The following is a 13,677-nucleotide window of genomic DNA, read 5'->3' on the forward strand; positions in this document are numbered from 1 at the left end:
CTTTTAAGATATACTCTAATTGTTTAAACTTTCAATTTTTTACTATTTATATACTTAGAAGGGCTCATTCCAGTATGTTTTTTAAAGCAAATGCTAAAATATTTAGTGTCTTGAAACCCTACCATATAGGCTACATCTGAAGGTTTGTATTGTTGTGTTTCTAGCAATTTACAAGCGTTTTTCATTCTAATATCTCTAATAAATTCAGAAGGATTCATTCCTGTTAGTGACTTTAATTTCCTATAAAGGTGTACACGGCTAAGACCTGCTTCGGTACCTAAAAATTCTACAGTAAAATTTGGTTGATCTAGGTTGTCAGTGATAACTTTTAAGATAGCAGTCATTAATTTTTCATCTTGAGGATTTAGTAGTTTTTCTTCTTTTAGATATGGTGTAGAAAGTTTTTGATATTTTTGTTGAAGTAAGGCTTGGTTTTTTAATACATTTTTAATTCTAATTTGTAACTCTTCAAGACTAAAAGGTTTTGCTAAGTATGCATCTGCACCAGTTTCCAAACCTTCCATTTTATTCATTTTAGATACTTTTGCTGTTAGTAGTAATACTGGAATGTGACATAAGGCCTTGTCAGATTTTATAGCTTTACAGAGCTCTAATCCATCCATCTCAGGCATCATAACGTCGCTAATTATTAGATCAGGACCATACTTTTTTGCTTTTTTTAAGCCTTTTTTTCCATTACTGGCAGAACGAATGATGTAGTTCTTTTTTAATTTATCATTTAAATAATTTTGTAATTCTAGATTATCTTCTACGATTAAAATTTGTGCTTTTTCAGAAGTCGATTCTTCGTCAATAATTTGAGTAGTTAAAACTTCTTGTTCGATTGGAAATGGTAGGGCATAGCTCGTAGTTTCAACAACTTGGTTTTCAGTAATGGCTTTATTTAAATTCAAATGTAAAGTAAAAGTAGTTCCGTTACCAAGGGTACTAGTGGCCTCAATTGTTCCTTTCATAATCTCTACAATTGATTTTGTTAGAGCAAGACCTATTCCTGTACCACTACCCATTTGATTTTTCTTTTTAAAACGATCAAAAATATATGGAAGAAATTCAGGCTCTATTCCTATACCTGTGTCTTTTAATATAAAAGTGTAAGAAATGTGATTTTGTGTTGTTGTTGAATCAATAATAAGAGAAATCTCTCCTCCTGATGGTGTAAATTTAAAAGCGTTATAAATAAGGTTGAAAAATATTTTATTCAGTTTTTCTTGATCTACCATTACCAATTTATCATTGGTGCTATTATTATTTAAAACTAATTTTATGTTATTCTTATCTGCTAAAGTTTTAAACGAATTAATAATCTCTTCAATATGCATAGTAAGGTTTATCGGTTGTAGATTTAATTTACTATGCCCCGTTTCTAAAGCTCTTAATTCTAAAATTTGATCGATAAGTAATTGTAACCTCTTTACATTCAAATCCATGGTTTTGGCCAATGACTTTACCTTAGGTTTTATTTTTTTTTCTTTTAGTATCTCTTCTAATGGTGCAGAAATTAGTGATAAAGGAGTTCTGAATTCATGAGAAACATCCATAAAGTGTTTCAGTTTAAGATCATGAACATCTTTCCAACGTTCTTTTTCTATTTGTTCAATTTTTAAACTGTGTTTTAGTTTGGCACTTCTTATTCCATTGCTTCTTACGATATAAAAACCTCCTATAATAAGAAGTGTATATATTATATAAGCCCACCAAGTTTGCCATGGTGGAGGTTTTACAGTTATCATTAACTTAAGTGGGGTTTCATTCCATATACCATCATTGTTAGAACCTTTTGCATAAAAAGTATAGTCTCCTTTACGCAAATTTGTATAAGTTACCCGGGGCCTATCTTTAGTATAAACCCAATCTAAATCAAAGCCTTCCAGTTTATATTTGTAATGGTTATTTTCAGCTTTTAAGTAACTTAATGCTACAAATTCTAAAGTTAAAATTGATTGAGAATGGCTAAGCGTTATTTTTTCTGTTTTATTGAGTTCTTTTTCTAGTACGCCTGAATCATCTTGTGGTGAAACAGCTTTATTCATTACTTCAATTCCTGTAAAAGCCATCTTGGGGATATAATTGTTATTTTGTAGAGATGTGGGGTTAAATTTTATATACCCATTATTTCCACCAATTAAAAACTCATTATTTATTGTTTTATAAAAAGCTCCTTCGTTTATTTCATTTAGCGGAATTCCAGATGCATAAGTGTAATTTTTAACAATGCTGTCAGAAACTATATCTATCTTAGTTAAACCATTTAAGGTAATGGCCCAAATATTACTATCTGCGTCTTCCATAATACCTTGTACAACATTGTTGCTAAGTCCTTTTTTTATGTCAAAGTGACTAATTTTATTGTTATTAAGATTATATTTTATTAAACCAGTTCCATTTGAGGATAGCCAAAGATTATTATTTTTATCTGCATAAACATGATTAAATTCTTCAATATTTATATCTTTATTTTTTACTGTAAAATTTTTTTTTTGAATTATACTTCCTGTCTTACTATTAAAAAATATCAGACCTTGTCCTCTTGTAGCTAATGCCAATTGTTGGTCTTTTAGAATTACAATACTTTTTACAGGAACATAGCGTAACCTCTCTGTTAATATTTTTTGATGCGGATAATCTATAAATGTTTTGTTTTTTAAGTTAAATTTATAAATTCCTTCAGCATCTGTTGCTAACCATAAATTCTCTTTAAAGTCTTGTTGAATATCATTAATTATTGTAGATTTTAAAAAGTTATAGTTTGGTTGATTTATTGGATATTGAGTTAAGTGTCCATTTATTGGATTGTATAGGTTTAGTCCTTTTTTAAAAACACCTAGCCAAAGTTGTTTGTTTCTGTCATGAAAAAGTGATTTTATAGTGAGGTCGTCATAACCAGTTGGAGGTTTTTTATGTGTGTATTTTTTTCTGTTTAAAATATTTAGCCCACCACGCTCAGTACCTATATAAATGTTTCCGTCTGAATCTTCCGAAAAAGCTCCAATCACATTGAAACTTAGAGAGTTTTTATCCCCTTCAATGTGATAAAAATGTTTAAATCGTTGATTGTCTTTGTCATAAATATTTAATCCTCCAAAGTAAGTGCCGATCCATATCGATCCTTTTTCATCTTTAAAAAGAGATCGAATACTACTATGACTTAATCCTTGAAAATTATTTTCCTGATAATTTATAATTTTAGAATAACCGTTCTGATCCACAATATTGAGACCATTGAAAGTTCCAATCCACAAGTTATTTTTTTCATCAAATTCAAGAGCTCTTATATTATCATTAGATATTATATTTTTTCCAGAAGCTTTTTGATGGTAATGTTCCAGAAGGTTTCCAGAAAAATCAATTTTTATAAGACCACTTCCGTAAGTACCCAGCCATAATCCTACGTTTTTTTCAATTTTTAATGCTTCAATACGAGAATTAATAGGTGTAGGAGTTTTTATTTCTAATTGATGCCAATTATTAGTTTTTTGATGGAAACGGTATACACTAAAATTTTCTGCACCAATCCATAAGTTACCATCAGTATCTTCCTGAATAGAGCTAACATTTATGTTTTTAGGAATATTATTGTTTATTTCAGGATAATAAAAAGTCTTGTTTTTAGGGTCAAATGTTAAAAGTCCAAAATTTCCACCAACCCAAATTCGATTATTTTTATCTATAAAAATAGTACTTGCAGGAATTGTTTTTGTTGCTTTAGGAAAAAGTTGGTAATTGTTAAAAGTATTTAAACTTCTATCATATTTACTTAAACCGTTTTGAGTTGCAATCCAAATATTATTATTAGCATCTTCTGCAATATCGTATATAACATGTCCTGCAATAGATGAAGAGTCTCCTGCAGTAGGACGAAAAATTTTAAAACTATTTGTGTCATAAAGGTTTAATCCATTTCGTGTCCCTATCCACATAAAGCCATAGGTGTCTTGATGAATACTTAATACTGTACTTTGAGATAAACCATTTGCTACATTTAGATGATTGAATTTAATTCTAGTACCTATAGAGTCCGTAATTTGCCCAGAACTTACAATCCAACAAAGTAAAAAAACAATGGTTGTAAAATCTGATTTTAATAAATAATTAATATATCTTATATATCTCGCCAAAAAACTAAATGCTTAAATGAAAAACGAGGATAATTTAAAAAGAAATTATTATATTTGGCAAGCTTTTAAAATATATTTTTTCGGATTTCATTGTGTCAATTGTGTGAATAATTAATCTCATAAAATTGATATAATGTTGAATAAAAACACACACCTTCAGGGATTATTATTACTGATAATATTCCTTTCAGTGGCATTTTCTCATGCCCAAATTAGAAAAAAAACAACTTTAAATTCACATTGGAAATTCCATAAAGGCGTTTTAAATCCTGATTTCTCAAAAAATATAGAAGGAGAAATTGTAAACTTACCACATACATGGAACAATAAAGATGTGCTTAACGACCACAAACCTGGGCATTATCGTGGTGAAGGTTGGTATTCTAAAATTATTTCTTTGTTTCCAGATTTGAATGAAAAATCATATTTTCTTCAGTTTGAAGGTGTAGGTCAAGTAGCGGAAGTTTTTGTAAATGGACACAAAGCAGGAAGTCATGTTGGTGGTTACACAGGGTTTACATTAAATATTACACCATTTTTAAAGGCAGATAATAATATTTTACATATAAAAGTTGACAATGCCCATAATCCCGATATTCCACCTTTATCTGCTGATTTTACATTTTTTGGCGGAATTTATCGTGATGTTTTTTTAATAGAGACTTCAAAAACACATTTTAACCTATCCGATAATGGTTCAACAGGTTTGTTTATTTCCACACCAAACGTCAAAGGAAATAGTTCTGAAATTCAATTAAAAGGTAGTTTTATTTCTGAATCTAAAAACAAATTAGAAATTCAATTAAAAGTTTTAGATGCTCAGCGTAAAACAGTACTTTCAACTATAAAAAGACTAAAATCAAATACAGGGTTAAATACATTTGAAATTAAAAGTAAATTAACAGAAGTCAATTTGTGGTCTCCTGACAATCCGTATTTGTATACCGCTGAAATTTCTATAATAAAAGATGGTAATATTCTCGATGAAGAAAATATCCGTTTTGGTTTTAGAAGTTTTTATTTTCATCCAGAAAATGGTTTTTTCTTAAATGGTAGTCATTTAAAATTAATTGGAGCTAACCGCCATCAAGATTATTATGGTGATGGTGTAGCTTTGTCAGATGATGTGCACCGTCATGATTTAAAAATATTAAAAGATATGGGGGCTAATTTTATAAGATTAGCTCATTATCCTCAAGATCCAGCAGTATTGGAAGCTGCTGATGAGTTGGGGCTGTTGGTTTGGCAAGAAACCCCATTAGTTAATGAAGTAACTCTCAGTGAAGCACATGATAACAATGCAGAAACTATACTTATAGAAATGATTAGGCAGTATTATAACCATCCATCGATAATCTTATGGGGGTATATGAATGAAATTTATTGGGCACATCGTTTTTTAGATGAAAATGTGGTTGATGCACATACCGAAGCAACAGTTAAACTGGCTAAAAGGTTAGAAAATGTAGTACGAAATGAAGATCCTACACGATATACTGTAATGGCATTACATCATTATCCTTTATATGAAACTAGTGGGTTAGGAGATATTCCTCAAGTGGTAGGTTGGAATCTTTACCATGGATGGTATTATGATAACTTTGAAGATTTAGGAAAATTTCTTGATGAAGAACATAAAAAACACCCTGAACGTATACATATTTTAAGTGAATTTGGTTCAGGAAGTGACCAGCGATTACACAGTCTAAAACCAGAGCGTTTTGACTTTACAATGGAAGGTCAAAAGGCAATGATTGAAAGTTATTTAACACAAATTATGGAACGTAATTATCTTGCTGGTGCTACGTATTGGAATTTGGTTGATTTTAATTCTGAAAAACGTGTTGATACTAAACCTCATTGGAATCAGAAAGGGTTGCTTTCTTCTAAAAGAGTACCTAAAGATCCTTACTATTTGTTTCAGGCGACACTTTTAAAAGAGCCTTTTATAAAAATTGCTGAAACCAATTGGCAACATAGAGTTGGTGTTTCAGATACAACTCCATTTTTATCTCCAGTAGATATTTATACCAATCAAAAAACTGTACAATTAGAAGCCAATGGAAAACTTTTAGAGGAGAAAATAGTAAAAAATAATAAAGTTACTTTTAATGTACCGCTTTCTATAGGTGAAAATCAACTTTTAGCAATAAGTAATAATATTTCTGATTATATTACCATTAATTTTAGAAACATCCCTGTTCTTTTAAAGGAACAATATAATATTGATATAAGTATTAATGCAGGTAGTAATCATTCTTTTTTTGACGAAAAAGGGGCGAACGTATGGGTAGAAGATCAACCTTATAGGCCTGAAAGTTGGGGGTATATTGGAGGTGAGCAATTATATGTTGGGAAAAAAATTGGAACAAAAGAAAAAATATTGACTATAGATTCGTTTATTCCATTATATCAAACCATTAGAGAAGGTATAGAAGCTTATCGTTTTGATGTTGAAGATGGATGGTATGAGGTGGAGTTATTATTTGTTGAGCCTTTTCCTAAATCTAGACGTTTTGTAGGTAATGATGTTTCACCTAGTCACCTTGGTGGAAAAAGAATATTTGATGTGTTAATTAATAATCAACCATGGTTGCAAAATTTAGATCTTTTAAAGGATTATGGGTATAACTATCCATTAAGAGAGAAAACTAAAATTAAGGTTACAGAAGGGAAAGGATTAAGTATTTCTTTTAAGGCTATAAAAGGAAAGCCAATTGTAAGTGGAGTTAAGTTGAGAAGTTTAAATTAATAATGAAATAAAAAACGGAAGCTTAAATTAAGACTTCCGTTTTTTTACTAACCTAAATTCACATTTAATTTTAATGTCCGTGATTAATAATTAGCATCTATGATGATGTATTATGTAATAGTAAGTTATCTTCTTTGTTTTAAGAGTGTTTGGGTAAATAAATTACAATTTATAACTAGTCATTCGAACTAATTTTTAGCAAACTAAAGCTCCAAGGAGTTTCCAATGTTAATTTTAAGTTGTGCGTATTTTGTTTTTTTATTTTTATTGAATCACCTAAAATTATTTCCGTTTTATTAATCGAAAAAGGTAAATTCAATTCATAACTTTTGTTTTGATTGTTTTCTCTAAAAACTAACAAATAATGTTCGTTACCAGATCCCAATGATAAAAAGCCAGTCCAAGAATTGCCATCAGGTTCTTGTCCTATTGGTATTATTGTTCCGGCATGAAGGTCTTTGGCAACGGTTTTGTATTTTTCTACAATTTCTATAAAGTTTAAAGGTATTTCTTTTAGTTGAGACACTTCCATCCATGCCAAAGGCTGTGCCATCATAGTAGCGGCAAAAGCATAATTTAATCCTACCTTTTCAGGAGATGCCATATCCTCCATAGGATATTTTTTCTTATTGCGATTGACATTTAAAAATTCTATCTGAAGCTGTTGTGAGGGGACATAAGAAGCTAATAACCATAAATTTCTTAAGGTTCTATATGGGTAATAGTTTGACCAATCTGTATATCTGTTTTCTAAAAAGATATTACCATATTCTCCAAAATAGTGATATCCTATTCTACGACCAGCAGTAACATCTAAATTAAAAACGGCTTTTCCATTAGTTTCTAGTTTTACTTTTGAAAACAATTTTCTAAGATTAATTTCGGCTTGTTTTGTCATTAGGTCCAAACCATCAATTTTAAAATTAGAAATGCCAAAATTGTTATAGTATTCTAATAGAATATTGGCATCGCGTTCCCAATTTGCATAATTATTTGTTTTACTTGGGTTAAACCAAAGTCCAATTTTAATATTTTCTTTTTCAGCTGTTTTTATAATTTTTTTAAAACCATTGGGAAATCTTTCTTTGTGAGGTTGCCAATCTTCAGTACTCCAATCATCCCATTTTACTCCTGATTTTGAAGCTGAATTTCTAGATAATCCTTGTTGCCAACCATCATCAAGTTGAAAGTGAGTAATACCTAATTTGGAGGCTGATGTTAATTCATTTAGGATAAATTCTTCATTCATTCGAGAGTCTTTACTTCGATCTCCCCAAGTATTTGACATCATCATAAAATCACGTTCAAAAATATAGGGATTAACCTTTTTTTGATAATTTAAAATAGTTATTTTCTGTTGGATGTCATCTCCATCTGAAATACCTAAAGCATAACCATAACCCTGAATCCAATTGTCATTAAGGTCTGTTGGGGAAATACCTAAACCATGAATTGATAATCCATTATAATCTACCAAAAAGTCAAACCCTGGATAATATTGCTGACTAACACCAATTGGAGATTCTTTTAAAATATAAATAGACTGTTTTCTTTGTGTATTTGAAGCAAAAAGTAAGTTTGCCTGAACTTTACGTTGTTTACGATAGCTTAAAAATGTTGTTTCTTCAACGGGATTATCATGATGATCAGTTGCTTCATAAAATTTAACTGATTTAAATTTCCAATGTCGAGTATTAAATTCTAAGTGTCCAATCCTACTAAATTCATCATTTTTATTGTTTCGTGTTTCAATCATATCAAGATTTTCTACCTTATTGATATCCCATGATTTTTGATCGGATTTGCCTTTTAAAAAGTAAGTGTGTTTTATGGCTTTAACATCAGAATAAAGTCTTAAAACTTGCTTTATATTTATGCCTTTAAAATTAAATGTTATAACAGCATCTTTATAGTTTTTATTAGTGCCTGTTATTATTTCAAAGTGGCTATCAGTAGCGTTAGAGGTCTCATTGTTTAAAAGAAAATTCTGATTCTCATTAGAAAACGAAACTGACTTATTATTAGTTTTATCGTTTAAGTGTGTTAAACTTATATTTCCATTATTCCATGAATATTTTGCTTTTATTTTTTGGTTTTCAAGGACTAATGTATCTTTTTCTAATATTATTTTTATTTCATTTTCAATCCTTTGAGACCATACAAATTGATTAATAAATAAGCATATCAAGATAAAAGGATACTTTTTATGGGCAAGCAATTTAAGAGCTGTCATTGCAGTTAAAATTTATTATTTTATCTCTTTTACTTTATTGTCTTTATTTTTTCTTTTTGTTAAGGTAAAACCATCAAATAAAGTATCATCAGTGGTGTATGCTTTATATGTTAGTATAGAATCATCAATTGTAATTATTTGATAAGATTGTTGATTTTCTGCTTTTGCTTCCATCCAAGGTTCATTACCTAGCTCATACATTTTTCTTCCACTAACTGAGACAACGTACATTGTACCAGAGTAATCATTTTTTTCGTCATAACCTAAATTAACTTTATTTCCTCGTCCATACGTATGGTCATGTCCTTGAAGTACCAAATCTACTTTATATTTTTCAAAAAGAGGCTTCCAATTTTCTATAACACCTTTGTTAAATCTACCTTTTGCTGGTGATCTGACAGGGTGGTGAGTCATTACTACTACCCATTTTTTAGTATTGTTTTTTAATACATCTTCGAGCCATGTTTTTTGTAAGTCAAGGTCTTGATTAGAGTTTAAACTGATTAATCTCATGTTAAGATAATCCATGTAATAATTGGTGTGACCAATTTCGGCTAAACCATTTTTAGGAAAGTTAAATTGAGGATTGTATATGGGTGTAATTCCCGTTTTATGACCTTCGTCGTTTTTTATATATTCATGATTGCCTGGAATAGTTAGTTGTGGCATTTCTTTAAAAATAAAAGAGCCTGCTTCAAACCATTCGCCCCATTCGTAGTTGTTTTGAGAATGGTTTATCATATCACCTGCATGTAGCATAAACTTTGCATCAGGGGCTCTTTTATAAGCCAATCGAATCACTCTAGACCATAAGCTGAAGAGGTCGTTTTGAGCATCACCTAAATAGATAAATGAAAATGGTTTGTCTGTTGTTTTAGGTGCAGTTTTAAATTGTACCCATTCACTTGAATAATCATCTGCTTTTAAACGATAGGCATAATATGTGTCGGGTTCTAAGTTTTTAAAAGTAGTGGTATGGTATTGTACAGTTTCATCTATTGCTGTAAAAGTAGTTGACGTTGCATCATAATCAGTCTCATTTTTATAAAAATCGACATCAGGTGTCACTTTTGCAATTTCAGCCTCAATGTCTGTAACGGTTGTATCTGTACGCCAAGTTACAGTTTGTGTTGATAAATCATTTTTACTCCATGTTAAGATAATTCTATCTGGTCTTGGAGAAGCTTTGTAATTAACATCTAATGTTTTTGGAGCTAAATTTTTTTCATAGGATTGTGCTACTATTGTCAATGTAAACATCCATATTACTAAACTAAAAATTGTTCTTATCATTATCATTTATATTAAAAAACGCTATACAATAATTTACCGTATAGCGTTTAAAATTACTAACTCAATTATCTTATACTTCCGTCAGGATTTTTCACCCATCCTTTTGTCCAATCATTCGCTTCATTTTCTACAGCACCAACAAAGGTTACAGAGGTGAAAAAGGAGTCTATTGTACTTGGGTCAAAAGACTCTTTTGCAGTCACAGTAGCATCTGGAATAAAATCATCTACGCCAATACCGTCTATTTTTTCAAAATCAATATCTCCATCTTCCTCTAGAGCTATGGCATTATTAAAAAATGGGTTAGTAGCTAAACTTCCATCTTCATTAAAAGTTCCAAAGAAGTCAGATGCATTATCTTTTAATGGGTCATCATTATTGAAAAAATAAGAATAAGCTAATACGTTTACTCCATTTAAATCGGTAATTGGCATATCTCCAGAGAACTTTATGTCTTCATCTACCGATTCTGCTACTATAGAACTGTAAATTTTAAAAGTGTTGGCTTCAGATTTTATTTCAATAAGGTCTCCACCTTCTTCAGCATCTTCTCCAGGTCCTAACAGTGTCATATTAGCAGCAATAACAGAAGCATTTTCTCTAACATAGAATTCTGATTCATCATTATCAGCACCTACATTAATGATAAATTGCATTTTACCATTGTAATCATCTCCAATTCTATATCCACTATCTTCAGATTTAGTATTTATTAAATATTTTAAATTAATATTGTTGTCAGTAATATAAATGCCTTCACCAGAACTCATAAAAGATTGAATATACTCGACAGTATTTGTGTTGTCACAATTGTCTAATCTTAAACCGGTATCAGCATATTCAGATCTTAAAAAACGTACCACTGCATTTGACATGTCTTCTAACTCAAAGGTATCCCAATCTCCAGCTTTAGCATCTCCTGTTAAGGTTTTACTAGAAGTCATTACCACAGGGTTTGTTGCTGTACCTTGTATATCTACCAATGTTCCCGATTCTGCTTTTATACCTACACTCGGTTCTTGACCAGCGTTTAAGTAAACAGTTACTCCTGATTCTATATTTAAAGAAGAACCATCCAGAAATGTAACATCTTCACTAATGTAGTAATTTCTTCCTTCAATAAATTTTATATTTGTACCGCTTTCTACTACTCCACCAGATATATTTACATCATATACTTTTTCACTTCCTATAGTGATTAAGTCGTATTTTGCTGAGAAGACTTTAAAAGAAACAGCAGAAGATTCTTGATTTTCAGTATCTACCAAGATAAATTCAAATTCAATTTCCTCACCTTCTTCTGCGTTTTCATCTACACTTTGATTTGAATAGGTGTAGGTTGAAGCAGTTGCATTTAAAGGAATTTCTTCTAAAAATCCACCTCCTTTATTTACTACAAGAGATTTGTTGCCTCCAGCAGCATTGAGAGATAATGTTACATGAATTGTTTCTCCATTTTTTACAACCACTTCATTATCTCCATCTATGGATAAAATGGGTATTGCGGGTAATTCTTTAGGGTCATCATCACTGCTACATGAAGCAAGTGCAAAAATTATCAGAAAAATGCTTGATAGCATACTGATACGATTAAAATTGATTGTTTTTAACATAGTTCATAAAATTTTAGTTATGTTTAATTTAATTAGTACTTCCATCTAGAGATTTAAACCAAATCCCTTCTGTTGTCCAGTTATCCGAAGCGTCTTTGACTGCACCAATAAAAGGTGCTGCTGTAAACCAATTGCTTATAGCTGTTGGATTAAAGTCAGAGGGTATAGAACCAACAAAGTTTGTTGTTGAAATACCAGAAACATTGTCTTCGGTAACATTGTATTGTGAGCTTTCTAAGAAAATAGATTCAGCTTCTTGTTCATAATTTTTTTCATTGTTAAAAGAGCGTGTATTATCTAAAATCATGCTTTGACCAAGTTCTTCAATATCCAAATCTTCTACTCGTATTCCGTCATCTGGAAATTCGGTAACAATTAGATTTTGTAAAATACCCGTTGCACCACGTCTAATACGGACCCCTCTACGAGTTCCATTATCAATATTATCTTCATATCCATTTCCTATTAAAGTGACGTTGGAAATGTTAAAAGTAGTACGAGGTTCTTTTAGAAAGAATGATTCATCATTACGCATTTCAATTGACCTAGCTTGATTCCAAAAGTTTGTTGGGATCAATGTAGCTTGTCTGTCGGTTTGGCAAATCCAAAACTGACCATTTCCTTGCCATCCTGCATCAGCCCAAATTCCATAGCCTCCATGACCAATAGTGGCAACATATTTTAAATTAACGCGACCACCTTTAATTCTGATGGCAATATTTTGATTTCTGTAGACTTCTAAATGATGAATTTGAGTTGTTGATCCAACCCCTAAGAGATGTATCCCATGGGCATCGTCTTTTCCTGCATATTCAATTCTAACATATTGTAAACGCCCAGAATTATCATTTGGTAAATTTCCGCCATATCTAAATCCGTCTCCGAAAACATCATCACCTTCATTTGTAGGAGCACTACCATAAAGGAACAGTCCGCCCCAATCTTCAGGAGTTGGAGTTTCGTTTTTTAATATTTTATCACTGGTAAGAATAATAGGTTCTTCTGCGGTACCTTCAGCTTCAATTTTAGAGCCTCTTGTAATAACAAGTTTAGATACTAAATTAGCTTCTTGATAGGTTTTAAAATAAACTGTTGATCCCTTATCTATAGTTAACGTACTATTATTTTCTATTGATAAAGTGCTGTCTATTAAGTAAATGTTATCTGATGTGAGTGAATAATCTTTATTTAATCTACCTTTTAAGGAGATTACTTGTGTTCCATTTATTGTTTGTTCTAATTCAGAAAAAGTAGTATTTACTTTTACTAATAAATCGTAGGTAGATAATCTATCTTCTTGATCTGATAACTCAAATGTGAAATTAAAATTTGTTCCATTATCAGTATCTTCAGGAATTGTAAACAGAAATTGATAATTGTCTGAAATTTCTTCATTAACAAATGTAATTGTTTCATAAAGTTGTCCGTTTTGTAAAATTTTAAATTCTTTTAAGCCGCTAGCCGCTTGTAATTTAAAATCAAGAAACACTTCGTATCCAGGTTCTTGGGTTATTTCTGGAGGTCCGTCAAAATCTACAATTAGACTAGGAGCTGAGAGTTCAAAATCAATTTCTCGTTCACAAGAGCCTGTAAGAAAAACAGCTATTGTTATCCATAAAATGTAAGTATATTTTTTTATCATTTTTATAA

General features: G+C 30.7%; 6 protein-coding genes. 1 reads left to right on the forward strand and 5 read right to left on the reverse strand.

What is annotated here, in order from left to right; all coding sequences use genetic code 11:
• Positions 1-23 precede the first annotated feature (23 nt).
• Entirely contained in the window at positions 24-4,136 is a 4,113-nt protein-coding gene (locus tag EGM88_RS12745) for a two-component regulator propeller domain-containing protein (protein WP_123898813.1), read from the reverse strand.
• 133 nt (positions 4,137-4,269) lie between these two features.
• Here EGM88_RS12745 and EGM88_RS12750 point away from each other — a divergent pair, with 133 nt between their 5' ends.
• Positions 4,270-6,888, forward strand: a complete 2,619-nt coding sequence (locus EGM88_RS12750; protein WP_123898814.1) for a glycoside hydrolase family 2 TIM barrel-domain containing protein — start codon at positions 4,270-4,272, stop codon at positions 6,886-6,888.
• A gap of 175 nt (positions 6,889-7,063) precedes the next feature.
• On the opposite strand, the gene EGM88_RS12755 is transcribed toward EGM88_RS12750, so the two are convergent.
• The 4 genes from EGM88_RS12755 to EGM88_RS12770 form a co-directional block, all read right to left on the reverse strand.
• Entirely contained in the window at positions 7,064-9,121 is a 2,058-nt protein-coding gene (locus EGM88_RS12755) for an alpha-galactosidase (RefSeq protein ID WP_123898815.1), read from the reverse strand.
• Between the two features lie 15 nt (positions 9,122-9,136).
• On the reverse strand, positions 9,137-10,414 hold the full coding sequence (locus EGM88_RS12760) for a purple acid phosphatase family protein (protein WP_162497584.1): 1,278 nt from the start codon (positions 10,412-10,414) through the stop codon (positions 9,137-9,139).
• 65 nt (positions 10,415-10,479) lie between these two features.
• A complete protein-coding gene (locus EGM88_RS12765; protein WP_123898817.1) occupies positions 10,480-12,027 on the reverse strand; it encodes a hypothetical protein in 1,548 nt (515 codons plus the stop codon).
• Positions 12,028-12,055: 28 nt separating this feature from the next.
• On the reverse strand, positions 12,056-13,669 hold the full coding sequence (locus EGM88_RS12770; RefSeq protein WP_123898818.1) for a hypothetical protein: 1,614 nt from the start codon (positions 13,667-13,669) through the stop codon (positions 12,056-12,058).
• Between the last annotated feature and the right edge of the window lie 8 nt (positions 13,670-13,677).

Source organism: Aureibaculum marinum (genome assembly GCF_003813905.1).
In the GTDB taxonomy this organism is placed as follows: Bacteria; Bacteroidota; Bacteroidia; order Flavobacteriales; family Flavobacteriaceae; genus Aureibaculum; species Aureibaculum marinum.

Coding starts and splice junctions, on each gene's coding strand:
- EGM88_RS12760 (WP_162497584.1), bottom strand. CDS start 10,414: ATGATAAGAACAATTTTTAGTTTAGTAATATGGATGTTTACATTGACA.
- EGM88_RS12755 (WP_123898815.1), bottom strand. CDS start 9,121: ATGACAGCTCTTAAATTGCTTGCCCATAAAAAGTATCCTTTTATCTTG.
- EGM88_RS12750 (WP_123898814.1), top strand. CDS start 4,270: ATGTTGAATAAAAACACACACCTTCAGGGATTATTATTACTGATAATA.
- EGM88_RS12770 (WP_123898818.1), bottom strand. CDS start 13,669: ATGATAAAAAAATATACTTACATTTTATGGATAACAATAGCTGTTTTT.
- EGM88_RS12765 (WP_123898817.1), bottom strand. CDS start 12,027: ATGTTAAAAACAATCAATTTTAATCGTATCAGTATGCTATCAAGCATT.